This window comes from Streptosporangium sp. NPDC002721 (assembly GCF_042888905.1).
In the GTDB taxonomy this organism is placed as follows: Bacteria; Actinomycetota; Actinomycetes; order Streptosporangiales; family Streptosporangiaceae; genus Streptosporangium.
The window spans coordinates 39871-63469 of record NZ_JBIAQI010000031.1 but is presented as its reverse complement, the minus strand read 5'-3'; the positions used below and the strand labels follow the sequence as shown (position 1 = coordinate 63469).

The 23599-nt window shown below is 71.3% G+C and carries 24 protein-coding genes; 11 read left to right on the top strand and 13 right to left on the bottom strand.

Translation table 11 applies throughout. The annotated features are described in order from the left end of the window. Positions 1 to 123: 123 nt before the first annotated feature. From ACFYWM_RS36400 to ACFYWM_RS36385, 4 genes are all read right to left on the bottom strand, one after another. Positions 124 to 387: a hypothetical protein gene (locus ACFYWM_RS36400; protein WP_389923613.1), complete on the bottom strand. Its 264-nt coding sequence runs from the start codon at positions 385 to 387 to the stop codon at positions 124 to 126. 294 nt (positions 388 to 681) lie between these two features. After that, positions 682 to 1347 (bottom strand): phosphatase PAP2 family protein, encoded by a 666-nt coding sequence (locus tag ACFYWM_RS36395; protein WP_389923610.1) that lies wholly within the window; start codon positions 1345 to 1347, stop codon positions 682 to 684. A 40-nt stretch (positions 1348 to 1387) separates the two neighbouring features. Then, positions 1388 to 2092, bottom strand: a complete 705-nt coding sequence (locus ACFYWM_RS36390; protein ID WP_389923607.1) for a phosphatase PAP2 family protein — start codon at positions 2090 to 2092, stop codon at positions 1388 to 1390. 414 nt (positions 2093 to 2506) lie between these two features. Then, on the bottom strand, positions 2507 to 2890 hold the full coding sequence (locus ACFYWM_RS36385) for a hypothetical protein (protein WP_389923604.1): 384 nt from the start codon (positions 2888 to 2890) through the stop codon (positions 2507 to 2509). A gap of 186 nt (positions 2891 to 3076) precedes the next feature. Here ACFYWM_RS36385 and ACFYWM_RS36380 point away from each other — a divergent pair, with 186 nt between their 5' ends. The 5 genes from ACFYWM_RS36380 to ACFYWM_RS36360 all read left to right on the top strand — a co-directional run bounded on the left by ACFYWM_RS36380 (position 3077) and on the right by ACFYWM_RS36360 (position 6456). Beyond that, the gene (locus tag ACFYWM_RS36380) at positions 3077 to 3547 is read left to right on the top strand and encodes a GAF domain-containing protein (RefSeq protein ID WP_389923601.1); all 471 of its coding nucleotides are present in this window, start codon (positions 3077 to 3079) and stop codon (positions 3545 to 3547) included. A gap of 44 nt (positions 3548 to 3591) precedes the next feature. Then, a complete protein-coding gene (locus ACFYWM_RS36375; RefSeq protein WP_389923598.1) occupies positions 3592 to 4299 on the top strand; it encodes a GAF and ANTAR domain-containing protein in 708 nt (235 codons plus the stop codon). Then, positions 4296 to 4640, top strand: coding sequence for an STAS domain-containing protein (locus tag ACFYWM_RS36370; protein ID WP_389923596.1), 345 nt, complete (start codon positions 4296 to 4298; stop codon positions 4638 to 4640). The genes ACFYWM_RS36375 and ACFYWM_RS36370 overlap by 4 nt, the downstream gene beginning before the upstream one ends. 11 nt (positions 4641 to 4651) lie before the next feature. Beyond that, positions 4652 to 5761 carry a quinone-dependent dihydroorotate dehydrogenase gene (locus ACFYWM_RS36365; protein ID WP_389923593.1) on the top strand — a complete coding sequence of 370 codons (1110 nt, stop codon included), beginning with the start codon at positions 4652 to 4654 and terminating at the stop codon, positions 5759 to 5761. Positions 5762 to 6252: 491 nt separating this feature from the next. Next, the gene (locus tag ACFYWM_RS36360; RefSeq protein WP_389923590.1) at positions 6253 to 6456 is read left to right on the top strand and encodes a heavy-metal-associated domain-containing protein; all 204 of its coding nucleotides are present in this window, start codon (positions 6253 to 6255) and stop codon (positions 6454 to 6456) included. 141 nt (positions 6457 to 6597) lie between these two features. Here the strand turns inward: ACFYWM_RS36360 and ACFYWM_RS36355 are convergent, their stop codons facing one another. After that, a complete protein-coding gene (locus ACFYWM_RS36355) occupies positions 6598 to 8241 on the bottom strand; it encodes a beta-N-acetylhexosaminidase (protein ID WP_389923588.1) in 1644 nt (547 codons plus the stop codon). A 131-nt stretch (positions 8242 to 8372) separates the two neighbouring features. Between ACFYWM_RS36355 and ACFYWM_RS36350 the strand changes: the two genes are divergently transcribed. After that, positions 8373 to 9908 carry a N,N-dimethylformamidase beta subunit family domain-containing protein gene (locus ACFYWM_RS36350; RefSeq protein ID WP_389923586.1) on the top strand — a complete coding sequence of 512 codons (1536 nt, stop codon included), beginning with the start codon at positions 8373 to 8375 and terminating at the stop codon, positions 9906 to 9908. 37 nt (positions 9909 to 9945) lie between these two features. Here ACFYWM_RS36350 and ACFYWM_RS36345 read toward each other — a convergent pair whose 3' ends face one another. The 3 genes from ACFYWM_RS36345 to ACFYWM_RS36335 form a co-directional block, all read right to left on the bottom strand. After that, the gene (locus ACFYWM_RS36345; RefSeq protein ID WP_389923583.1) at positions 9946 to 10821 is read right to left on the bottom strand and encodes an N-acetylmuramoyl-L-alanine amidase; all 876 of its coding nucleotides are present in this window, start codon (positions 10819 to 10821) and stop codon (positions 9946 to 9948) included. A gap of 88 nt (positions 10822 to 10909) precedes the next feature. Further along, the gene (locus tag ACFYWM_RS36340; RefSeq protein WP_389923580.1) at positions 10910 to 11158 is read right to left on the bottom strand and encodes a hypothetical protein; all 249 of its coding nucleotides are present in this window, start codon (positions 11156 to 11158) and stop codon (positions 10910 to 10912) included. Positions 11159 to 11281: 123 nt separating this feature from the next. Further along, a complete protein-coding gene (locus ACFYWM_RS36335) occupies positions 11282 to 12370 on the bottom strand; it encodes a LacI family DNA-binding transcriptional regulator (protein WP_389923577.1) in 1089 nt (362 codons plus the stop codon). 135 nt (positions 12371 to 12505) lie between these two features. Between ACFYWM_RS36335 and ACFYWM_RS36330 the strand changes: the two genes are divergently transcribed. Further along, positions 12506 to 13240 carry a TetR/AcrR family transcriptional regulator gene (locus tag ACFYWM_RS36330; RefSeq protein ID WP_389923575.1) on the top strand — a complete coding sequence of 245 codons (735 nt, stop codon included), beginning with the start codon at positions 12506 to 12508 and terminating at the stop codon, positions 13238 to 13240. Positions 13241 to 13420: 180 nt separating this feature from the next. On the opposite strand, the gene bldC is transcribed toward ACFYWM_RS36330, so the two are convergent. Together bldC and ACFYWM_RS36320 are read right to left on the bottom strand one after the other, a co-directional pair. Next, positions 13421 to 13624, bottom strand: a complete 204-nt coding sequence (gene bldC / locus ACFYWM_RS36325) for a developmental transcriptional regulator BldC (protein ID WP_013133571.1) — start codon at positions 13622 to 13624, stop codon at positions 13421 to 13423. Positions 13625 to 13942: 318 nt separating this feature from the next. After that, positions 13943 to 14800: a hypothetical protein gene (locus tag ACFYWM_RS36320; RefSeq protein WP_389923572.1), complete on the bottom strand. Its 858-nt coding sequence runs from the start codon at positions 14798 to 14800 to the stop codon at positions 13943 to 13945. A 179-nt stretch (positions 14801 to 14979) separates the two neighbouring features. On the opposite strand from ACFYWM_RS36320, the gene ACFYWM_RS36315 reads away from it, so the two are divergent. Both ACFYWM_RS36315 and ACFYWM_RS36310 read left to right on the top strand, forming a co-directional pair. Further along, positions 14980 to 16083: a Glu/Leu/Phe/Val dehydrogenase gene (locus tag ACFYWM_RS36315; RefSeq protein ID WP_389923570.1), complete on the top strand. Its 1104-nt coding sequence runs from the start codon at positions 14980 to 14982 to the stop codon at positions 16081 to 16083. Between the two features lie 149 nt (positions 16084 to 16232). Further along, a complete protein-coding gene (locus ACFYWM_RS36310; RefSeq protein WP_344747622.1) occupies positions 16233 to 16466 on the top strand; it encodes a DUF3073 domain-containing protein in 234 nt (77 codons plus the stop codon). Between the two features lie 201 nt (positions 16467 to 16667). Here ACFYWM_RS36310 and purM read toward each other — a convergent pair whose 3' ends face one another. Both purM and purF read right to left on the bottom strand, forming a co-directional pair. Next, the gene (gene purM / locus ACFYWM_RS36305; RefSeq protein ID WP_389923567.1) at positions 16668 to 17693 is read right to left on the bottom strand and encodes a phosphoribosylformylglycinamidine cyclo-ligase; all 1026 of its coding nucleotides are present in this window, start codon (positions 17691 to 17693) and stop codon (positions 16668 to 16670) included. Positions 17694 to 17721: 28 nt separating this feature from the next. After that, positions 17722 to 19167, bottom strand: coding sequence for an amidophosphoribosyltransferase (gene purF / locus ACFYWM_RS36300; RefSeq protein ID WP_389923564.1), 1446 nt, complete (start codon positions 19165 to 19167; stop codon positions 17722 to 17724). Between the two features lie 160 nt (positions 19168 to 19327). Between purF and ACFYWM_RS36295 the strand changes: the two genes are divergently transcribed. Continuing rightward, on the top strand, positions 19328 to 20839 hold the full coding sequence (locus tag ACFYWM_RS36295) for a hypothetical protein (RefSeq protein ID WP_389923562.1): 1512 nt from the start codon (positions 19328 to 19330) through the stop codon (positions 20837 to 20839). A 33-nt stretch (positions 20840 to 20872) separates the two neighbouring features. Here the strand turns inward: ACFYWM_RS36295 and ACFYWM_RS36290 are convergent, their stop codons facing one another. Beyond that, positions 20873 to 21328, bottom strand: a complete 456-nt coding sequence (locus ACFYWM_RS36290) for a sterol carrier family protein (RefSeq protein ID WP_389923739.1) — start codon at positions 21326 to 21328, stop codon at positions 20873 to 20875. 160 nt (positions 21329 to 21488) lie between these two features. Here ACFYWM_RS36290 and ACFYWM_RS36285 point away from each other — a divergent pair, with 160 nt between their 5' ends. Next, on the top strand, positions 21489 to 23585 hold the full coding sequence (locus ACFYWM_RS36285) for a PhoX family protein (RefSeq protein ID WP_389923736.1): 2097 nt from the start codon (positions 21489 to 21491) through the stop codon (positions 23583 to 23585). The last annotated feature ends 14 nt before the right edge of the window (positions 23586 to 23599 follow it).

The window sequence follows — 23599 nt, the reverse complement described above, 5'->3', positions numbered from 1 at the left end:
CAGCGAATATGACCAGGTCGGTCAGGGAGGACGATCCGCGAAAGCCAGGTGGCGGCGCGCGGTCGTCGGGGAGCCGGGCCGCCGCGTGCGCTCCCGGCGCCGCGACCGCTCCCCGGGATGTGGCTAGGCGACCACCATCGAGTTCTGGCCCGCGGGCACGTTCTGCTGCTGGGGGTGGGTGGGCTGCCGGTGCGAGACGGGCTGCTCCGCGACGGGCTGGGGCTGCTGCTGCCGCTGGGCGGCCTGCTCGACGGGGGCCTGCTCGGCGGGGCAGGTGCAGTAGCCGTTGCTGAGGATCAGGCGGCTTCGCTGCGTCGTGTAGGTGCGGGAGTCGGTGGCGAGGAGAACGCCCGAACATTTGTGACAGACGACGGACTGGTGATCCATGGGCCCGGCTTCCTTCCTTGAGGGTAGCCGTCGAACGTCTCTCGGTCCGGCCGGCTGGCTGCTCGTGCCCCGACGGGAGGACTTGAATCCTCCCAACGAGGCCTCCATCTTACTTCGTGGCACATAGTGATCTTTCAGCCACACCAGGTGACAGACGTGAACCCTGGTGGTGCTGCTTCACAACGGTCTCATGCGAAGCGACCCGGCGGGTGGCGAATGTCCCTCTCTCACCCCCGCCGATCCGCGTCCCAGCGATCTTCGCGACCCCCGGAGCCCCGATACGGGCGGGGATCGCTACACGCTCAGAACTTTTTTCCTTTTTTCCTCGATCACCGGCCGGAACAGCAGCGCGTTGGCGGCCACCGCGATGCAGACCAGGCCGAGCAGGAAACCCCAGCTCACGTCGCTCAGGTGGTGCATGCCGCGGTACATGCGCGAGAAGGCGATGCCCAGCGGGATGCTCAGGCCGACCGCCCACCACAGCACGTTCAGGATCTTGTAGCGGTGGGTGTGGACGGTCAGCACCAGGGCGACGCCGCAGTAGAAGGCGACCGCGGCGCTGGTGTGCCCCGAGGGGAAGCTGGAGGTGGGGGGAGCGGGGTCGAGGTGCTCGACGGCGGGCCGCTTGCGCTCGGCGAAGACGGTGGCCAGCAGGAAGATCGCCGACTGCGAGAAGACCGCCAGCGCGAGGAAGATCGACTCATTCCAGCGCTTGAAGGCCAGCCGGAAGGCGATGACCAGCAGGGCCGTGGCAGTGATGATCACCGGAGTGTCGGACATGCTCGAGACCACGTCGGTGATCGAGCTCCAGTAGGCCGTACGGTCTCCGGCCAGCTGCGCGTTGACACCCTCGTCGTTCGCGATGAGGGTCGTCGTCTGCAGGACCTTGGTGATGAGGAGCCCGACGCCGATCGTCAGCACGGCCATGATGGCCAGTGGCACCAGGATGAGGCGCGTCACACCTTTGAAATCCACCGACATTTTCGACATGGGGCGCCAGCTACCCCGAACGGCCCCCTCGGAACGCCTCGGGTTCGACACCTTCCATGTGCGGTTCGGCGGGCCTGCGGCCCTCTCCCCGGCGCCAGGTCTCGAATCCCACCGCGGCCCCCACCACGAACACCACGCCCAGCGCGACCCCCGCGACGACGTCACTGGTCCAGTGGACGCCGAGCGCCACCCGGCTGTACGCGACGAACACCATGATGGCCGCCGCGACGCCCCAGACGACGATCCGCGAGGTCCCGCTCCGCAGGAAGGGCAGCAGGATGAGCACGAGGATGCACGTGCCCAGCGCCGCGCCCATCGCGTGCCCGGAGGGGAAGGAGGCGCCGGGGGCCCAGGCCACCGGATCCGGCAGGTCGGGCCTGGCGCGGTCGACGATCACCTTGAGCGCGAGGTTCAGCAGGCCGCCGAAGGTGATCGTGGCGACGGCCCAGACCGCCAGGCGCGGCGCGCCCCGGCGCCAGAGCCAGACGGCGGTCAGCACTACCAGCACACGCCACGTCCAGGGACCGAACACCTCTGTCCCCACCCTGAGGAAGGCGGTGTAGCCGGGGTTCGCCAGCGCGTGGGCGTGCATGCTCAGGGCGATGCTCTCGTCGAGATCGGTGAGCGGGGTCGAGGAGGTCCTCACGAGCACGAGCAGGATCACGAACGGCACGGTGAAGATCGCCACTGCCGCCATCGCCATCGTCAGGCGCACGCCCAGCCGCAGGTCAGCGGCATGATCATCGGAATCTCTGTGGGGTGGGGGCTTACCCTCGACAAATCTGACCATTGTTCATGGCTACCCGACTCCTCGCGAATATTCCCCGCACGATATGCGAGGGACCGGACCGGCTGGGTCCCGAGGGCCGGAAAGCCGAGGGTACAGAGGGTGCAAAAGCCGCGAAACGCTCGAATTCCGGACCGTCGAGGCCGGGGTCACCGGGCTTCGAGCCGCCGAAGCCCCGGAACACGGGACGGAACCCCCGCGAGCCCCCGGCCCGTGGCCACGGATGCCGTACGGGTGCGTACGGGTGCCGTACAGATGTCGTACGGAGCCGACCGGGCCGCGTGCCGGGCTACGCGTCGGAGCTCCCTCAAGCCGCGCGCCGGGTTACGCGTCGGGGTCTCTTCAAGCCGCGTGCCGGGGTTCGCGGCGGGTCGTCCAGCGCAGGACGTCACAGTGCCGCCGCTCGGCCTCGGCGAGGGCCGCGTCGTCCGTGTAGGCGTCGAGGACGGCCCGCAGCCACGGCATCTGCTCGGTGACGTCTTCCCACGCCTGGGAGGGGTCGTCCAGGCCCAGTTCGATCAGCGCGTCCAGGTGCGCGGCGTAGGCCGTCCACCACTGGCGGCTCAGCTCGGCGAGGAACCCGCCCAGCCCGCCGAACTCCCGCTCGATCTCCGCGTCCCACCAGGTGGGGACGAGGACGTCGCCGGTGTCGGCGAGGTCGCGGAGCACGAGGTTCGCCAGGGTGCGGCGGCGCCGGGCGATGGCTGAACGTGACAAGATGCTCATAACGCCCACCCTGCCAATTCTCGTTTGCCGAATGCTTAACGATGTATTGACGGTGATGTCCTGCCTTGGCCGTACGGCCGAGGAGTGAACAGCTTGGCCGGAGTCGCCGGGCAGCACTAGGCTCTGCTCCGCAGCTCATTCCGCCTTGTGTCCGCGGAGCTACCTCAACATGGAGGAAGCCCGCCCATGACCCAGGTTCTCGAATTCTCCCGGCTCGTCGACCGTACCCTGAGCGCTCTCGCCGACGTCCTCGGCTCCGACGGGGCAGCACTCATGCTGATAGACGACCATGACCGGTTGCGCGCGGTCGCGGGGTCCGACGACCGGGGCCGGCGGCTGGAGCTGATCCAGGAGCAGATCGGCGCCGGACCGGCCATCGAGACCCTGAACCGGGGCGAGGACGTCGTGATCGACGACCTGAGGGCGGCCAGGCCCCACGGGTTCCCCGGGGTGGCCGAGCGGGTCTCGGAGGTCCGGGCGGTGCTCTCCGTGCCGTTGCGGGCGGAGGAACGATTGATCGGCACCCTGAATTTCTATGACCGGACGAGCCATGAATGGCAGCCGGCGAAAGTCAGGACAGGAGAACGCCTCGGCGAGCTCATGGTGATGGTCCTCCAGACCATGGCTCATAGACCTCCCCTTTCAGGGAAGCCGTAGTGTGCACATCAGTAACCAGGTCGACGCTGAAAGGCGCCACACGTATGACTCACATTGATCCGGAAGCGCTGGTCGCGAGCCTGAGAAGGCTTCAGACGACCTCGTCCACCACAGGCATAGTTCATCAGTTGGAGCGTGCCGTGGATGTGGTGAACTCGCTGTTCGGATATGCGGGTGCGGGACTGATGTTTGCCGAGGAAGGTAAAGATCTCCGCTATTTGGTGGCCACCGATGAGCGTGGGCGCAGTCTTGAGGGCGCACAACTCCATCTGGGTCAGGGGCCGTGCGTTTCCGCGTACGAGCAGAATTGCGCGGTGACTTCTAGTGACGTGCGCGTCGATCCGCGCTGGCCGAAGCTCGCCGACCGGCTGCACCCCGAGGTGGGAGCGGTGGCCGGGGTGCCGGTGCGTCTTGGAGGCGAGCCGGTCGGCACGCTGAACGTCTACCAGGCCGGTTTCTACGAGTGGGACGAGTCGGACGTCCAGGCGCTCTACGGCTACGCGGACGTGATCGAGCAACTGCTCACCGCCGCGATGGCCGCCGAGGAGAAGAGCGCCCTGGCCGACCAGCTCCAGTACGCCCTCGACTACCGCGTGGTCATCGAGCGGGCGATCGGTTACCTGATGGGGAAGCACGACCTGACCGCCACCCAGGCCTTCACCGGCCTGCGCAAGCAGGCCCGCGACACCCGTCGCCGCGTCGCCGACCTGGCGGCCGAGGTGCTCGGTGAGGGGGCGGGCGAAATACGGTGATCCTGCTCACGTCGCCCGAGGCAGCCGGGGGCAGGGTCGAGATCACCGTTCGCGGTGATCTCGACGCCGTCAAGGGCGCCGAACTGCGGCGCGTCATCGGCGGGCTCGGGGCGGCGACGGTCGAGCTCGACCTGGCCCAGGTGGTCTTCATCGACTGCGCGGGCGCACGGACCCTGCTGCGGGCCGACGAGCACATGCGCGGCCTGGGCCAAGAGATGATCGTCGTACGGCCGTCGAGCCCGGTGCTCCGGCTGCTGCGACTGCTGGGATTCGACCGTCACCTGCTGATCAGGCATCCCGGAGAGGCGGTCGGCGCGAGCCCCACCCCACCGGGGCACTAACCTGATCGGTGATGTATCGATTCGTCTTCTCGCAGGTCCTCAGCCGCCTCGACTCCGAGGACGCGCACCACATGGCGGTGCGCGCCCTCCGCGTCCTATCGGCGACGCCCGTGCTCAGGCGGCTGGTCCACCGCCGCCTCGCGCCACGCGACCCCGCGCTGCGCGTGCAGGCCTTCGGCGTGCACTTTCCCGGCCCGTTCGGGCTCGCGGCCGGCTTCGACAAGGACGCCGGCTGTGTCGAGGCCGTGTCCGCGCTCGGTTTCGGCCACGTCGAGGTCGGCACGATCACCGCCCACGCCCAGCCGGGCAACGCCAGGCCCCGGATGTTCCGCCTCGTGAGGAACCGGGCGATCATCAACCGGATGGGCTTCAACAACGCGGGAGCCTCCGCCGCCGCCCGGTCGCTGGCCAGGCCCCGGGGTGTCCCCGCGATCGTCGGCGTCAACATCGGCAAGACCAAGGTCGTGCCCGAGTCGGGGGCCGTCGCCGACTACGTGGCCAGCGCCAGGGAGCTCGCCCCCCTGGCCGACTACCTGGTCGTCAACGTCAGCTCGCCCAACACCCCCGGCCTGCGCGACCTCCAGGCCGTGGAGCTGCTGGGCCCGCTGCTGCGGGCGGTGAAGGAGGTCGCCGACGCCACGCCCAAGCGCACCCCGCTGCTGGTCAAGATCGCTCCTGACCTGGCGGACGCCGACGTGGACGCGGTCGCCGACCTGGCCCTGGACCTCGGGCTCGACGGCATCATCGCCACCAACACCACGATCGGCAGGCAGGCGCTGGCCGGCGCCGAACCCGCGGGCCGTGACCACAGCCACGAGAGCGGCGGCCTGTCGGGGCGCCCGCTGAAGGCCAGGTCCATGGAGGTCCTGCGCAGGCTGCGCGCCAGGGTGGGCGACCGTCTGGTGCTCGTCTCCGTCGGCGGCGTCGAGGACGTGGACGACGTCTGGGAGCGCCTGCTCGCCGGTGCCACGCTCGTCCAGGGCTACAGCGCGCTGATCTACGAGGGCCCCCTGTGGGCGCACCGGGTGAACCGCGACCTCTCCCGCCGCCTCCGCCGCCACGGCGTGGTCGACCTCCGCCAGATCATCGGCCGTACGGCGGACCGGAGCGTCACTCCCTGACCGTCCGGAACGCCCCGCCCCCGGCAGGGGAGCCCTGTGCCGACCCGTCCGGAACGCCGCCCCCGTCCCCGGCCGGGGCGCCGCGTTCCGACCCGGCCGGGGCACGGCGCGACCCGATCGCGCCCGCTCCGGCCACGCCGTGATCCGTCTCACATCCGGTCTGTCTCACACTCGGCTCGGTTCACACCTGGCCCGACTCGCAACCGGTCCGGTTCGCGCCCGGTCCGACTCGCGCCCGGTCCGGTTCACGCTCGCCCGGCTCGCGGTCTGATCACTCCCGCTCCGGTCGTGGGTGACGAGGGCAGGGCACGGTGCTCCGGCCGAACTTCGACCGGGTTCGGCATGGTCTGGTTCACCCTGATTCGGTCGCGGCGCGGCCGGAACCGTCGCGGTCCGAACCTTTGCGGCGGGTCCCGATTCGTCACCTCATCGGGCCGGAAGGCCGCCGACGTTATACCCTGGGTGGGTAATCTCGGGACATGGGAGGCACGATGAGCACGGCCACATACACCGTCACCGGTATGACCTGCGGTCACTGCGTGAGTTCGGTCAAGGAGGAGGTCGGCGAGGTCCCGGGTGTCACCGGTGTCGAGGTCGATCTCCAGACCGGCAGGGTCGACGTCTCCGGAGACTCCTTCGACGACGCGGCCGTCCGCGCCGCCGTCAAGGAGGCGGGGTACGAGGTCTCCGCCTGACCGGGGACACGAGGTTCCGGCCCGACCGCGGGGAGCGGCGCGGGACACCACGCGCCCGCCCCCCGTCGGCAGGGCCGGCCGAGCACCGGAAAGCCGAGAACCGGAAAAGCCGAGCGGTCGAGAACCGGAAGAAGAAGACCGTCACATGCTGGGACGGGTCGAGTCTGCCTCGTGGGTCATCTCCTCCAGGTGCTTCATGACCTCGTCCACCTTGACGGCCCCCGGGCGGTGGCGCCGGTGGCCGGTCCCGCCGAGCTGCCAGGGGCGCGGGCCGGTCAGCGGCCGGTACTCGACGCCGAGCGCGTCGAGGCGGCCCAGGTGCGCCTCCAGCCGGGCGTCGAACCCGGCCCCGGCCGCGCCCGACCAGGCGACCTCGGCCAGCGCGCATCCCCGGGGCCAGGCGCGGTAGTCCACCGCGCGCCCGTCGGGCAGCCGCTCGCTCCACAGCTGGAACTGCGCCCCGAGCACGCGCTCCCGCTCCCCGGCCGTCCACGACTCCGGCGCCGGGACGAAGGCCGCGACGTCCGAGACGGTGATCGCGTCGCCGATCGCCACGGGCTCCTCCTCGGAGGAGGCCTCCGCGTAGTCGAAGTACAGCGGGAAGACCGGCGTCTGCACCACGTCGTGCCCGGCGGCGGCGGCACGCCCGGCCACCCCCTGCCCGCGCCAGGGCATCACGATCGTGTCGGGCCTGAGCATGCCGCTGACGAACGCCTCGTCCCACACCACCGCCCTGCTGCCGCGCTCGGCCAGCGCGTCCGCCAGCCGGCGCAGGAACCAGGCGTGCAGGTCGCTCACGCTCCCCAGCCCCAGCTCCGCCTGGAAGGCGACGATCTCGGGGGAGGCGGCCCAGTCGTCGAGCACGCATTCGTCCCCGCCGATGTGGACGTACGGGACCTCGCCCAGCGCGTCCGTGATCTCCTCGATCACGCCGGTCAGGAAGTCGACCGTCTCCGGCAGCGGGGACAGGATCGCGGGGGAGATGCCCCAGCGCTCCAGCACGGTGAAGGGTTCGGGCCGCCGCCCCCCGGTGGCGCGGGCGTCGAGCTCGGGGTAGGCGGCGAGGATCGCCGAGGCGTGTCCCGGCACGTCGATCTCGGGCACGACCGTCACGGCGCGGGCCCGCGCGTAGGCGCCGATCTCGGCGAGGTCCTCCAGCGTGTAGTAGCCGCCGTGCGGCACGTCGTCGAAGGTCGGCTCCTCCTTGTAGTAGCTGGTGATCGTGCGCGGGCGGTGCGCGCCCACCTCGTGCAGCCGGGGGTGCCGGCGGCTCTCGACCCGCCACCCCTGGTCGTCCACCAGGTGCAGGTGCAGGCGGTTCAGCTTGTGGACCGCCATGATGTCGACCATCCTCAGCACCTCGCGCTTGGGCATGAAGTGCCGCGCCACGTCCAGGTGCACCCCGCGCCAGGAGAACCGGGGCGCGTCCCGCACCCGGCCGAGGGGAACGCTCCAGCTCGCCCCCGTACCGGCCGCCGCGCGGAACGCCGCCGCCGGCAGCAGCTGCCGCAGCGTCTGGCCCGCGTAGAAGGCCCCGGCCCGGTCCCCGGCCGCGATCCGCACGCCCCCGTCCGTCACGTCCAGGACGTACGCCTCGGCGCCGAGCGAGGCGTCGGGCTCCACCGTGATCGTCCCCGCCTCGCCGGGACGCGGGTCGAGCACGGCGAGCGCCAGGCGTACGGCGTCGGTCAGCTCGGCGGGGCCGGAGACGACGACCCCGCCGGGCAGGCCGAGGAAACCGCCGGCAGGGGTGAGCTCGGAGGGGAGCGGTAGGAGGTCAGTCATGGCTTAAATCATGCCAAACCGCCAGAGAAATAAGCCCTTTACCCTGGCGACCCCGGACAGGGAACCAAGAACCGCCCAAGTACCGCGCGGGAGGACAGGGAAAGGCCCCTCGCGCGGACATGCTGCTGCTCATGTCCCAAGCGTCCGGGCACCCGGCCCGCACCCCGCTGGCGGTCCTGGTGGCGATCATGCTGGCCGCCGGCTGCTCGGCCACCGTCGAGCGCCCCGCGACCCCGCCCTCGCCGCCCTCGCCCACTCCCACGGCGCCCTCCTCCCCGATACGGAGCGCCGAGGGGGCCGGCGCCACCGCGGCGGAGAACGCCAAGGAGGGGGACCCTCGCTGGCGGCTGCGTGGGCGCGGCGCCGAGCACGAGATCGAGGGCTTCGCCGACCGGGTGAGCGTGCTGCCGGGCCAGGCTTTCCGGCTGTACGTCTCCACCACCGCCGCCCGCTACACCGCCAGGGCCTTCCGGATGGGCTGGTACGGCGGAGCGGGGGCCAGGCAGGTCTGGCGGGCCTCCGGCCTGCCCGGCACGAGGCAGGCGCCGCCCAGGACGGTCGCCGCCACCGGGACGGTCACCGCCGCCCACTGGAGGCCCGGCCCCGAGGTGGACACCACGGGCTGGCCCGAGGGCTCCTACCTGATCCGGCTGGACGCCGCCACCGGGGGACGGCGCTACGTCCCCCTCACCGTCAGGTCCGCCTCGACCCGGGGACGCCTGGTCGTCGTCAACGCGGTCACCACCTGGCAGGCGTACAACGGCTGGGGCGGCCGCAGCCTCTACCGGGGCCCCGGCGGCTTCGGGGACCGGTCCCGGGCGGTCAGCTTCGACCGCCCGTACGACGCCTCGGGGGCGCGGCTCTTCCTGGACATGGAACGCGACGCCATCGAGCTCGCCGAGCGCCGCGGCCTGCCGCTCGCCTACCTCACGAGCCTGGACCTGGACCGCGACCCGCGCGTCCTCGACGGGGCCGGGGGCCTGGTGTCACTGGGACACGACGAGTACTGGTCGCCGGGCATGCGCCGCACCGTCGAGACCGCGAGGGACCACGGCACCAACCTCGCCTTCCTGGGCGCCAACGCCGTCTACTGGCGGGTCCGGCTCGCCGCGACACGCCTGGGCCCTCGCCGCCTGGTCGTCTGCCACAAGGACGCCGCCGAGGACCCCGGGACGATCCTGTGGCGCGCCACCGGCAGGCCGGAGAGCTCGCTGACCGGACCGATGTACGACTGCTTCCCCTCCGAGTCCGCCTACGTGGTCAGGCGCCCCGGCAACTGGATCTTCAAGGGGACCGGGGTGCGGCGCGGCACCACCTTCCCCGGGATGGTGGGCGTGGAGACCGACAGGGTCGGCGCGGGCGTGCCGCGCCCGATGGAGGTCCTGTCGGTGTCGCCGGTGAACTGCGCGGGCCGCGCCACGGTCGCGCACAGCGCCTATTACACCGTGCCGAGCGGCGCCGCGGTGTTCAGCTCGGGCACGATGCGCTGGGTGTGCGCCATGCGGGGCGCCCGCTGCGGCCACGGCGTCACGAGGCGGGCCGGGGCCTTCGTCCGCAGGGCCACGGTGAACATCCTGCGGGCCTTCGCCGCGGGCCCGGCCGCGCGCCGCCACCCGGCACGGGACAACCTCGAACCCCTGGGCCTGGACGGCCCTCCGGGCCGCTGACACGCGCTGACAGGCGCTGTCACGACCTGAGGGGCTCCTACCGTCCCAGATACTGCTGCAGCCCGTTCGCCAGGGCGAGCGCGATCCTCTGCCGGAACGCCGGCTGCTGGAACTTGGCCGCCTCGGCGGGGTTCCTCATGTTCCCGGACTCGATGAAGATCTTGGGGACCGTCGAGAGGTTCAGGCCGCCGAGGTCGTCGCGGTAGTCGAGGGCGTCCCTGCCGATGTAGGTGGAGTACGGCAGGCCGGTGCCGCGCTTGAAAGCGTCCCGCACGTCCAGGCCGAGCTTCCTGGAGGCCTTGACCACCGGGTCGACCGGTCCGCCGATCTTCTCCGGCATGATCACGTGGAAGCCGTGGTTGGCGGTGCTCGACCCGTCGGCGTGGACCGAGATCGCCGCGTCCGCCTTCGCCCTGTTGCCGATCGCGGCCCGCTGGGTGATGCACGGCCCGACGCCGGAGTTGCTGTCGCGGGTCAGCTTCACCGTCGCGCCCCGGCTCTTGAGGATCTTGGCCAGCCGCTGTGAGACGTCCCAGGTGAAGGCCGCCTCGCTGTAGCCGTTCGCGGTGGCGGTGCCCGTGGTGTCGCAGGGCTTCCACTGGGTCAGGACGTTGACCTTCTTGTTGACCTGTGCGGGGTGGCGGTAGTTCTGCCCGTTGTGACCGGGGTCGATGACCACGACCTTGCCGCTGAGCGGCGCGCGCCCCTGGCCGCTCCGCCCGGTCGCGGGGGTCGCGGCGTGATCGCCCGCGGCCCCGGTCGGGCCACTCGCCACCGGGGCCGCGGCCGTGCCGGCCGCGGGCGGGACGGGCCCGCGCTCCCGCGCGAGGTCCGTGCCCGCGGCGGTCCCGCCGCAGGCGGCGACGCCGAGCCCGCACAGGACAAGGGTCGCCGCGATTGCTCTACCGGTCACGCTCATCGCCCCCAAGGAAGTCGTCAACCACCCAACTTACGTGGCCCGGGACCGTGACACGGCCGTTGTCGCGATATGTACCAGCCCGTCACCAGGCGTGCTCGCCGGCCTCCGGCTGCTGCAGGAGCGAGGCGAGCTCCCTGGCGTCCTCGGCGTCCAGCCCGAGGACCACGCGGGGCCGCCCCCAGGGATGGTCGATCGAATGGGCCACGTAGCTGGCCACGGACTCAGCCCCGGCGTCGCCGTTGCGGCCCCGGGCGGCCCGCCAGTGCGCCCACGCCCGCTCAAGCTCCGCGGCGGCCCGCTGGGCGCATGACACCAGTTCCGGATCACGCATTGTTACCCCCCTCGTCTCGGCCAGAGTCAATACCGGCGACGCGCCGCCGTTCACGATGTTGACCCGGATTTGGGGAGGTCATGGAGCCTGCCTGGGCGCCCTGTAACGCTCCAGGCAGGCTCTTTAGCGTTCGGTGGAACTCGTGCTGTTCCGTACGACCAGCTGCGGCGCGACCTGGCGCAGGCGCGAGGCCTTGCCGGGGTCGCCGATCCGGTCGTTCAGCAGCGCGGCGGCGGAGCGGCCCATGGCGCGGCGCGGCTGGTCCACGGTGGTCAGCGAGATCGGCTGGGTCCCGGCGCGGTGGATGTTGTCGTACCCCACCACGGACAGGTCCTCGGGAACCCGCAGGCCCAGCTCGGCGGCCGCGGACAGCACGCCCATGGCGACCAGGTCGTTGGCGGCGAAGATCGCCGTGGGGCGGGGGTCGCGCGTGAGCAGGCTGCGGGCCGCACGCGCGCCTCCCTCCTCACTGGACTCGCCTTCCTCGACCATGATGTACGGCGCCAGGGAGTGCCTGCGCATCGCGACCAGGTAGCCCTCGCACCGGAAGCGTCCGGAGGAGATGCCCGCGGCCTCGATGTGGGCGATCCTGCGGTGGCCGAGCTCCACGAGGTGGTCGATGGCCAGGCGCGCGCCGAGCTGGTCGTCGTCGACGACGATGTCCACGCCGCCGAGGTCGATGTCGCGCTCGCCCACCACCACGGTCGGCGTGTAGCCGGTGGCCTCGATGAGCGTCCCGCTGGTGGGGGCGATCCCGAGAAGGACGAGCCCGTCGACGCGCAGTTCGAGGAACGCCTCGACCGCCTCGTCCTCGAACGCGGGGTCCCACTGGCTGTTGCCGATGAGAAGCCTCAGCCCGTCGCCGTGCAGGCTCTCCTGCAGGCCGTCCAGGAACTCCGCGTAGAACGGGTTGTGCAGGTCGGCGACGAGCGCGCCGACCAGGTGGGTACGGCCCTCGACCAGGCTGCGCGCGACCGCGTTGGGCCGGTAGCCGAGGTCTCTGGCCGCCTGGAGCACGGCCTGGCGGCGATGCTCGCTGACGTGGGGCGATCCGCGCAGGACGAGCGAGACCAGTGATTTGGAGACACCGGCCCTTTCGGCCACGTTGCGGATCGTGGGTCTGGGGCGTGGCCCGGCGCCCCCGTCGGACATGACGGGTTCGGCGAACCCGCGGGCTCGGGTGACGGTGGTGTTGACCGGCGGTCCTGACATGGCTCTCCCCCGCGATGGTGGATGGGCACCTGTCACACAAAACGATCGAGTTCCGAATGGGGTACGGCTTGCGCGGAAGGGAACTCCGATCTTGACCCCGCCGCCGGGCGGATCGGCTCCGATAGGGTTCCCGGTGTGGGGTCGACATCCGGAGCCGCCGAACGGGCGAAACCCGTGACGGGGAACGCGCGCCCGGCGCGGCGCAGGCTCAGCGTCGACCGGCGCCGCGAGGAGCTCATGGCGGCGGCCCTGGAGCTGTTCAGCAGGCGTGACGCCGAATACGTCTCGATCGACGACGTGGCCTCCGCGGCCGGCGCGTCGCGTGCCCTGGTCTACCACTACTTCGGCGGCAAGCAGGAGCTCTACGTCGCCGCGCTGAAGAGCGCCGCGGCCCAGCTGGAGGCGAGGCTCCGGCCGCAGGGCGACGGGCGCCCGCTGGCCGAGCTGGCCGACGGCCTCAGCCGATACTTCGACTTCGTCGAGGAACACGCGGCGGGCTTCGCCGCGCTGCTCAAGGGCGGTCCCGCCAACAGCAGCGGCGAGATCGGGGAGGTCGTCGACGCGGTCAGGCATCGGCTGCTCAAACTGATCATGAAGCAGATGCGGGTCGAGGAGCCGGGTCCCGTGCTCCGCGTCACGCTGCGTTCGTGGATCGCCTCCGTCGAGACCGCGGGCCTCGACTGGCTGGAGCGCCGCGACATCGAGCGGCCGGCGCTGGAACGCATGCTGGTCGGTCAGATGGTGGCGCTGCTCGGCGCGGCGGCCGAGCACGACCCGCAGGTCGCCGAGTTGCTGGACGACCTGGTCCGGGACCGGGCGAGCCGTCCGGACCGGCACGGGCCCGAGGCGGACGGCCAGGAAGGTCCCTGAGACAGGCACCACCGGGCCGTTCGGGAGCAGGTGCTCGATCTTTCTAAGTAGGTGCCGGAGGGCGGGGCACGTGCTGGGGCGGCGCCGGGCGGGCGACGCCGCTCCCCACAAACCCGTGTGGCCTACACGCTCAAAGGGTGAGCGCGCACCAATCCCCCTAGGTCAGTGACGGCCCCCGTCTTACTCTGAGCGCTGCTGCGGAATCCCCGCGAGCAGTGCGCGAACCTCAGTCTCCCGGTACCGGCGGTGTCCACCCAGGGTGCGGATGGACGTCAACTTGCCCGCCTTAGCCCACCGGGTCACGGTCTTGGGATCGACGCGGAACATGGTTGCGACCTCCGCCGGGGTGAGCAGCGGCTCTGCCTCGGGTGTACGAGCTGACATTTGTGCGGCCTCTCCTCCATGTGGACCGGCGACAGCGATCCTGCGACTTGACGCTTGTCACGGATGTCCGCCTATGGCCCATGCGTGCGGCTGTTTGGGCCATATGCGGCATCACCCGATGTGACCATACAGCCACGTAGAGCGATTGGCGAGTCTTTGAGCGACTCATCTCTCTTGTGCACGTGTTGTTGTCACGCTCGGTGATTCTAGCGACACGTTTCGTGGTATCGCAGTGAAAACGGCAAACTACTCAGTTCGTAGGTGCATCCCCGGTCATCGACGGACCTACTTACGCAGGTCGAAGGGATGATTTGCGACTCAGTTTGCTGATTCGAGAAGTTGTATTGATCGCCAGCGGAGGATGACGCGCTGGTACATGGCGAACGCCAGTTCTTCCTCGCCTCTTTCCAGACCCGTCAGCGCCGCCGCGAGCTCCGCCACGGACTCGTCGGCCTGGAGCGTCTCGTCGTCCATGAGGTTGACGATGCCGCCGTAGTCGAGCTCGACCAGCGAGTGCGGGTGGAACTCCTCCAGCCAGCGCGCCACGTCCTCGACGTCGGCGGTGACCGAGACCTCGCCGACCTGCCTCCTGATGATCTGCAGAGCGCGGGCGCTGCGTCGCCTGGCGTGGGCCATGGACGTGACGTAGATCAGGTTGCGCGTGGTGGTCGTGCCCCCCGTGCCCTCGGCGCCGTCGATGACCAGCCAGCGCTCGTTGCCGTCGAAGGGGACGAACCACGAGGTCGGAACGTGCCAGGTGGAGCCACGTATGTGCGTGCGCAGCGCGGCGGAGTCGGTGCGGCGCTTGAACCGGTCGAAGTCGTCGGCCGTACGCTCCGCGACGGCGGGCGGGACGAAGCGCTCCATCAGCTTGGGCGGGGTCGCCCCGCGAAAGCGCGAGAAGGCGAGCCAGGACCTCAGCCTGCTCTGCCACGGGCAGACGTACAGGACCTCCTCCACGCGCCTCAGATAGGCGTTGGGGCTCTCCTGGGCGGGTGCCGGGGACGGCGGCACCCCCAGGAGGCGCCGCACCGCCTCGCCGTGCTCGGCGTGGAGGGCGCTCGCTCGGCGCGGTCGGTCGGTCGCCTCGGCGTAGGCGGCCCACGAGACGCGTTCCGCCGGGGCGAACGCGGTCAGCGGTTCGTAGACGCGGAGGTACGCGGCGTAGGGCAGCACGACCGCATCGTGTCACGAAGGACCGGCCGTTGTCCGTAGCGGACCTGCTTCCGTGGGCACCGTCTCGGACACTGAGATGGGACGTTCCCGCACGTCGTGCCTTTACGGACATGTGGTTACGCTGAGGGTGATCTCCGCCGCGACGGTGCGGCGGTAACGAACGACTGGGAGTCACCACAGTGACCGACGTCTTCGGGCTGTCCCACAAGGACGCGGGCCCGGCAACCGGCCAGGCGAGGCACGAGCAGGTCGTCTTCTGCTCCGACGAGCGCAGCGGCCTCCACGCCATCATCGCCATCCACAACACCGCCCTGGGCCCCGGCCTGGGCGGCACCAGGTTCTATCCCTACGAGAGCGAGCAGGCCGCGCTGGCCGACGTGCTCAACCTCTCGCGGGCGATGGCCTACAAGAACGCCCTGGCGGGACTCGACCTCGGCGGCGGTAAGGCCGTCATCATCGGCGACCCGGCGAAGGACAAGAGCGAGGCGCTGCTGCGCGCCTACGGCAGGTTCGTCCAGTCGCTCGGGGGCCGCTACTACACGGCGTGCGACGTGGGCACCTACAGCGAGGACATGGACATCGTGGCCCGCGAGTGCTCCTACGTGACCGGCCGCACGCTGGCCAACGGCGGGGCCGGCGACTCGTCGGTCCTGACCGCCCTCGGCGTGTTCCAGGGCATGCGCGCCGCCGCCGAGCACACCTACGGGACCCCGACGCTGCGCGGTCGGCGTGTCGGCGTCGAGGGGGTGGGCAAGGTCGGCCACCGGCTGGTCGGGCACCTGATCGAGGACGGCGCGGAGGTCGTGGTCTGCGACGTGAGCGAGCGGGCCGTGGAACGGCTGCGGAGCGTCCATCCCCGGGTCGAGGTCGTCGCCGACCGGCTGGAGCTCACCGCCGCCGACGTCGACGTCTACGCGCCGTGCGCCCTCGGCGGGGCGCTGGACGACGAGACGGTGGCCCGCCTGCGCGCCACGATCGTCTGCGGCGGGGCCAACAACCAGCTGGCCCACCCCGGTGTGGAGAAGCAACTCGCCGACCGCGGGATCCTCTACGCGCCCGACTACGTGGTCAATTCCGGCGGCGTCATCCAGGTCGCGGATGAGATCAAGGGATTCAACATGGAGCGGGCCCAGGCAAAGGCCACCCAGATCTACGACACGACTCTCAAGATCTTCTCCAGCGCGGCGGAGGATGGCGTCCCTCCGGCGGTCGCAGCCGATAGGCTGGCTGAGCGCAGAATGTCGGAAGTCGGGCGAATTAGGGGCATTTGGCTGGGCCACTAGCCCCACACGCCCATACGACGTACCGAGCCGGGCGTAAAACGGGTACGGTTGTAGGCGAACGAGAGCTGACGCCTAAGTCAGGTGGCGTCAGTGCGTGGTGCGTTAGCGACGAGGGGTCGGGCACGACCCCACACGAGGGGGTCGAGCCAATGGGGCGCGGCCGAGCAAAGGCCAAGCAGGTCAAGGTTGCTCGCCAGCTGAAGTACAACAGCGGTGGCACTGATCTTGAGCGTCTGCGCGACGAGCTCGGAGTCAGAGACGACTCCAACCACAATGACGACTCCAACGACGCCTACGACGAGCTGGCGGATCGGTACGCCGATTACGCCGATGACTTCGGCTCCGGAGATGACCGCGACGACGGGACATCCGGCCGCCGCTAGGCGGATTTCAGGTTGACGTGAGCAGGGCACCCGGCGGTGAGCACAGGCCGCCGGGTGTTCTTCTCGCTGCGAGTCGACGACATGCGGCGCTCCGGTGGTCCGGAGCGCTTTTCGCCGTACCCGGGCGGATACCCCCACCCCGTCCCATCCTCGCGGGGAGGGGACGGAGCGGGGGTCGCCTTCGCCGGGAAGGCGGGCGGATCAGCGGAAACGCGCCTGGCCCGAGCCTTCGACGATCTCGCCGAGCACCCAGGCGGGAAGGCCGCGCTCCCCGAGCAGCGCCAGGGCCGCTCCCACGGCCTCGGCGGGGACGATCGCGGTCATGCCCACACCCAGGTTGAACGTCCGGTCCATGTCGGCCTGGGCCACCCCGCCGTGCCCGGCGAGCACCTCGAAGACGGCCGGCGGGGTCCACGACGAGCGGTCGAGCAGCGCGTCCAGGCCGGGAGGCAGCGAGCGTGACAGGTTGCCCGCCAGGCCGCCGCCGGTGATGTGGGCGTACGCGTGGACGTCGACCGCGCGGGCCAGCTCCAGGCAGTCGAGGGAGTAGATCCTGGTCGGCTCCAGCAGCTCCTCGCCCAGCGTCCGCCCCAGCTCGGGCAGCTCGGCCTCCAGGGAGAGCCCCGCCCGGTCGATGATGTGCCTAACCAGTGAGTAACCGTTGGAGTGCACGCCCGAGGAGGCGAGCGCGAGGACCACGTCGCCCGCGCGGACCCGGTCGCGGCCGAGCATCCTGTCGGCCTCCACCACCCCGGTGGCGGCGCCCGCGAGGTCGTACTCGCCGGCCTCCATGGCACCGGGGTGCTCGGCGGTCTCCCCGCCCACGAGAGCGCAGCCCGCCAGGCGGCAGCCCTCGGCGACACCGCCCACGATCTCGGCGATCCGCTCGGGGACCACCTTGCCGCAGGCGATGTAGTCGGTCATGAACAGCGGCTCGGCGCCGCAGACCACCAGGTCGTCGACGACCATGCCGACCAGGTCGATCCCGATCGTGTCGTGCTTGTCGAGCCGCTGGGCCAGCATGACCTTGGTGCCGACGCCGTCGGTCGACGTGGTGAGCAGCGGACGCCGGTACGACAGCAGGGCCGAGGCGTCGAAGAGCCCGGCGAAGCCGCTGGCGTCGTCGACGACCTCGGGCCTGCGGGCCCGCGCGACCTTCGCCTTCATCAGCTCGACGGCGCGCTCGCCCGCGTCGATGTCCACTCCGGCGGCCGCGTAGCTGGTCATGAAGCCTCTCTCTGCGCGCCCGGCCCGCTCAACGCTTGGCCTCCAGCACGTACTTGCCCACGTTGTCCTGGTCGATCGGGATCGGGTAGTCGCCGTTGAAGCAGGCGCGGCAGAGCCGGTCGGCCGGGATCGTAGTGGCCGCGGTCAGGCCCTCCAGCGAGATGTATCCGAGCGAGTCGGCGCCGAGCGAGGCGCGGATCTCCTCCACGCTGAGCGAACCGGCGATCAGCTCGGCCCGGGTGGCGAAGTCGATGCCGTAGAAGCACGGCCAGCTGACCGGCGGGGAGGAGATCCGGACGTGGACCTCCAGGGCGCCCGCCTCGCGCAGCATCTTGACGATCGCCCGCTGCGTGTTGCCCCGCACGATCGAGTCGTCCACGACCACCAGGCGCTTGCCCGCGACGACCTCCTTCAGCGGGTTGAGCTTCAGGCGGATGCCCAGCTGGCGGATCGTCTGGGACGGCTGGATGAAGGTCCGGCCCACGTAGGAATTCTTGACGAGACCTTGACCGTAGGGGATCCCGCTCTCCTCGGCGTAGCCGACGGCGGCGGGGGTGCCCGACTCGGGGGTCGGGATGACCAGGTCGGCCTCGACCGGGTGCTCGCGGGCCAGCACGCGGCCGACCTCGACGCGCGTGGTCTGCACGCCGCGCCCGGCGATCGTGGTGTCGGGGCGGGCCAGGTAGACGTACTCGAACAGGCAACCCTTGGGCTCGGCGAGCGCGAACCTGCGCGAGCGCACGCCGCGCTCGTCGATGGTGATCAGCTCGCCCGGCTCGATCTCGCGGACGAACGTGGCGCCCACGATGTCCAGCGCCGCGGTCTCGGAGGCGACCACCCAGCCGCGCTCCAGACGCCCCAGGACCAGCGGGCGGACGCCCTGCGGGTCACGGGCCGCGTAGAGGGTCTTCTCGTCCATGAAGACGAGCGAGTAGGCGCCCCTGACCTGCGGGAGCAGCTCGGCGGCGGCGTCGTCGATGGACTGGCCGCGATCCTGGGCCAGCAGCGTCGTCAGCACCTCGGTGTCGGTGGTGGCCCGGGTGGAACCGGGGGCCAGGCGCCTGGACAGCTCGGGGGTGTTGATCAGGTTGCCGTTGTGGGCGAGCGCGAGCCCGCCGGACTCGGTCGAGCTCAGCGTCGGCTGCGCGTTCTCCCAGACGCTCGATCCGGTCGTCGAGTAGCGGCAGTGCCCGATCGCCAGGTGACCGCGGAGGGTCCCGAGCACGGACTCGTCGAAGACCTGGGCCACCAGGCCCATGTCCTTGTAGACGAGGATCCTGCTGCCCTCGCTGACCGCGATGCCCGCGGACTCCTGACCGCGGTGCTGCAACGCGTACAGCCCGTAGTAGGTGAGTTTGGAGACTTCCTCCCCGGGGGCCCACACACCGAAGACGCCACATGCGTCCTTCGGAGGCCGGTCGCGGGGGTCAAGGTCATGGCTCAGATGGCCGTCGCCCTTCAGCACATGCTTCATTCTAGGTCGGCTTCTTCCCTGCTCGCACCCCGGGTCCGTTCCGTGGCATGTCGCACCCTGACCTAACGATCATCGGTGTTTTGCCGTGTCAGCCTGTTTCGCCGATGGCTGACAGGGGAGTGTGAGATATCCGGCATGCCCGAGCGTCGGGAGAAGAGACGTGACAACACCTGTGGACCCGAACGAGTCCGACCCGCGGCGGGTGCCGCGGGACAGGCGCTCCGACCAGGAGGGGGCCGGTCCGGAGGAGCCGCCGGGCGCCTCGGAGGAGGCCGTGGTCCCCGGCGAGCACGAGCCCGCCGCCCCGGAACCGGCCGCCTGGCCCGTCCCTCCCTCGAACGAGCCGCCCACGTGGCGGCAACCCCCCACCCCGGCGGGCGAGCCCACCGGGTGGACCGACCCCTCGGGGAGCGCGGGGCCTTCCGGCGGTACGGGGTCCTACGGCGGCACCGGGTCCTCCGGCTACGCCGAGCCCTCCGGCGGGGCCGGTTCCGCCGCGTCTTCCGGCGGGGCCGGGTCGGCCGGGTGGACGGAGATCTCCGGCAGGGCCGAGCCGCCGGGCAGGGAGTCCGGCGAGGAGGCCGTGTGGGGCTCGGGATCGACGCCCCCGGTGCCGTCGACCCCGCAGCCGTGGAAGGAGCCGGACCCCGAGGCACCCGTTCCCGACCCGGAGGAGCCCTCGACCTGGCCGCCGTCCTCGATTCCCGCCGAACCACGGGTCCCGCCGCATCCGGACACACCGGCCGCGCCGGAGGTGCCCCCGCCCGACCAGGCGGGCGGCTCGCACGCAGCGTCGGAAGGGCAGCCGGAGGGGCAGCCTCACACCGTGCCGGGCACCACGCCGCTCGCCTACCCCGGCTGGGAGAGCGCCCCGGAGACCTCCGGCGAGTCCGGCCGTCCCGAGACGGACCGTCCCGAGGCCCCGGCCGCCTCCGCCCCGCCCTCGCGTTACGAGCAGCCTCCGTCCGAAGAGCAGTCCCCGTCCGCCGAGCGGTCCCCGTTCGCTGAGGAACCGGCGGCCTCGCGGGAGTCTTCCGGGGGCGCGGGGGCCGCCGCGTCGGCCGGGGCCGCAGGGGTGGCAGGGGCGGCAGGGGCCGCCGGCGGTTTTCAGGCGGACCGGCCACCCGCCCCGGGAGCCCAGGGAGCCCCGCGGCAGACGTACGGGGGGCCGGGGCACGGGGAGCGGCCCACGTACGGGGAGGCGCAGCAGGCCGGGCAGCCCTACGGCGGCCCCGGCGTGCCGCCGTCGGCCACGACCGGTCCCTCCCAGCCGCCCCAGGGCGGCACACCGTACCCGGCACCTCCGGGCGCGCCCGGCTACCCGCACGCCGCGCCCTACCCGGCGTACCCGGACGAGGGGCGCAGGGCCGGTGGGGGGCTGGGCACCGCCGCGCTGGTGCTCGGGATCGTCGCGATCGTGTCGCTCGTCGTCTGCGGCCTCGGCGTGCTGGTGGCGATCGTCGGCCTGATCGTCGGCATCGTCGCGCTCGCCAAGAAGTCGAGGCCGGGCCGGGCCTGGGTGGGGATCGCGCTGAGCCTGCTCACCCTGGTGATCGCCGCGGTGTTCCTGAGCTGGCTCTACAGCAGGGTCGGCGACTGCGTCAACCTGCCTCCGGAGCTGCAGCGGCGCTGCATCGAGGACAGGTTCGGCGTCCAGGTGCCGACCCCGTAGCAGGGCCCGGTAGCAGGGCCCGCCGGAGGGCCGCTACCGGAGAGGCAGGTGGCCGGACAGGTCGGCGCGGGCGCCGCTCGCCGCGATCTTTCCGGCGGCCGTCGCCTCGGACCAGGTCAGGGCGCCGGTGGCGAGCTCCAGCCAGGTGCGGGCGTCGGTCTCCACCACGTTGGGGGGAGTGCCCCGGGTGTGGCGGGGGCCCTCGACGCACTGCACCGCCGCGTAGGGCGGGACCCGGACCTCGACGGTCCGGCCCGGGGCGGCCGTCGCCAGCTCGTCCAGCAGGTGCCGTACGGCGAAGCGGGTGATCTCCCGTTCCGGGCGGATGCCCCGCTCGAAGGCTCGCAGCACCACGCTCACGCAGGCGCCCAGCAGCGCCGCGAGCCCGCCGGGCCCGTCGTAGGGTGGCTCGTCGAGAGTGCTCAGCTGGGTGTCGAGGGCGGCGCGAACCTTGGCCGCGTCGGGTTTGTGAGGTGGCACGCCCTCCATGATGCCCGCCGGAGCCTTGGCCCGGGACGGCACCACCGGGTGGCCCATCCCGGCGAACGGTTCATCATCTGGGCAAACGTCGTTCACCCCGGGTTCGGCCGGCCCGCGTAGCCTCCGGGCCGGAAGACCTCGCCCCTTTTTGGAGGACCCTGTGGCGAACATGTCGCCGCGCCGACTGCTCCCCCTGCTCACGAGCCCTCACAAGGGTGGACGCAGCGCGCTCACCTGCCGGTTCCGCTGCGGTGACCAGTGCGCCCACGATGTGACGAACACCAGCGACAACACCTACTTCGGCGACGTGGTCGCCGAGGCGATGACCCGTCGCGGCATGCTGCGCGCCGGCGCCCTGGGCGCCATCGTCGCCGGCGTCGGGATCGGCACGGCCGTCCCCGCCCTCGCCGACCCTGACGTGGACGCGAACACCTTCGGCGGAGGCCACGGGAACGGCCACGGCAACGGGCACGGGCACGGGCCGAAGGGCGGCCTTCGCTTCACCGCCATCGCGCCGAACACCGACGACAGGGTGACGGTCCCCTCGGGCTATCTGTCGGCCGCCGTGGTGCGCTGGGGCGACCCGGTCCTGCCCGGCGCCCCCGCGTTCGACTTCGAGAACCAGACGGCCGCCGCGCAGGCCAAGCAGTTCGGCTACAACTGCGACTACGTCACCCTCTTCCCGATGGGGCAGCACCGGGGCCTGCTCTGGGTCAACCACGAGTACACCGACGAGAACCTGATGTTCCGCGGCTACACGGACGGCACCGCCGCGACCGAGGAGCAGATCAGGATCGGGATGGCCGCGCACGGCGGCTCGGTGGTCGAGATCGAGCGGGTGGGCGGGTCCGGCCAGTGGAAGCTGGTCACCCGGGGCTCCCGCCGCTACAACCGCCGCATCACCGTGCACACCCCCATGAAGTTCACCGGCCCGGCCGCCGGCAGCGCCTTGCTGAGGACCGCCGCCGACCCCAGGGGCACCACGCCGGTCGGCATGCTGAACAACTGCGCGGGCGGCACCACGCCGTGGGGCACGGTGCTCAGCGGCGAGGAGAACTTCAACCAGTACTTCGTCAACGGCAACGGCGTGCCCGAGGCGCAGAAGCCGTACCTCACCCGGTACGGGGTGAGCGCCACCGCGGGCATCCCGAGCGGCAACCGCAGGTTCGACCGGGTCGACGAGCGTTTCGACCTGGCCAAGCACCCGAACGAGGTCAACCGCACCGGCTGGATCGTGGAGATCGACCCCTTCGACCCCGACTCCACCCCGATCAAGCGCACCGCCCTGGGCAGGCTGGCCCACGAGGGCGCCACCACCTCCCTGGCCGCCGACGGCCGGGTGGTGGCCTACATGGGCGACGACTCCCGGTTCGAGTACGTCTACAAGTTCGTCTCCCGCCAGCGCTACATCCGGGGCTTCGACCGGCACAACCGGACCCTGCTGGACGACGGCACGCTGTACGTGGCGAAGTTCACCGGCGACAGCCCGGCCACCGAGATCGACGGCACCGGCAAGCTCCCCTCCGACGGGCAGTTCGACGGTTCGGGCGAGTGGATCCCGCTGGTCACCGGCAAGGTCTCGCACGTTCCCGGGATGACGGCCGCCGAGGTGCTCGTCTACACCCGTACCGCGGCCGACAAGGTCGGGGCGACCAAGATGGACCGTCCCGAGGACGTGGAGCGCAACCCCGTCACCGGCGGCGTCTACGTGGCCCTGACCAACAACACCAACCGGACCCCGGCCCAGGTGGACGAGGCCAACCCGCGTCCGGCCAACAAGCACGGCCACGTCCTGGAGATCGTCGAGCGGCGCAACGACGCCGGGGCCACGACCTTCGCCTGGTCCCTGCCCCTGGTCTGCGGCGACCCGAACGACCCGGCGACCTACTTCGCCGGGTTCGACAAGTCCAAGGTCTCGGCGATCTCCTGCCCGGACAACGTCGCCTTCGACGCCGACGGCAACCTCTGGATCTCCACCGACGGCAGCCAGCTCGGCGCCCACGACGGCCTGTTCGCCATGCCGGTCCGCGGTCCCGAGCGCGGCTACCTGAAGCAGTTCCTGAGCGTGCCGGTCGGCGCGGAGACCTGCGGCCCGCTGGTCACCGCGGACCAGCGCAGCGTCTTCGTGGCCGTGCAGCACCCCGGTGAGACCACCGGCGCCACCCCCGAGGCACCCACCAGCCACTGGCCCGACGGCGGCTCCTCCCAGCCCCGCCCGTCCGTGGTGGTCGCCTGGCACGCCAAGGGCGGCAAGATCGGCTCCTGACCCGGTCGCGGTTC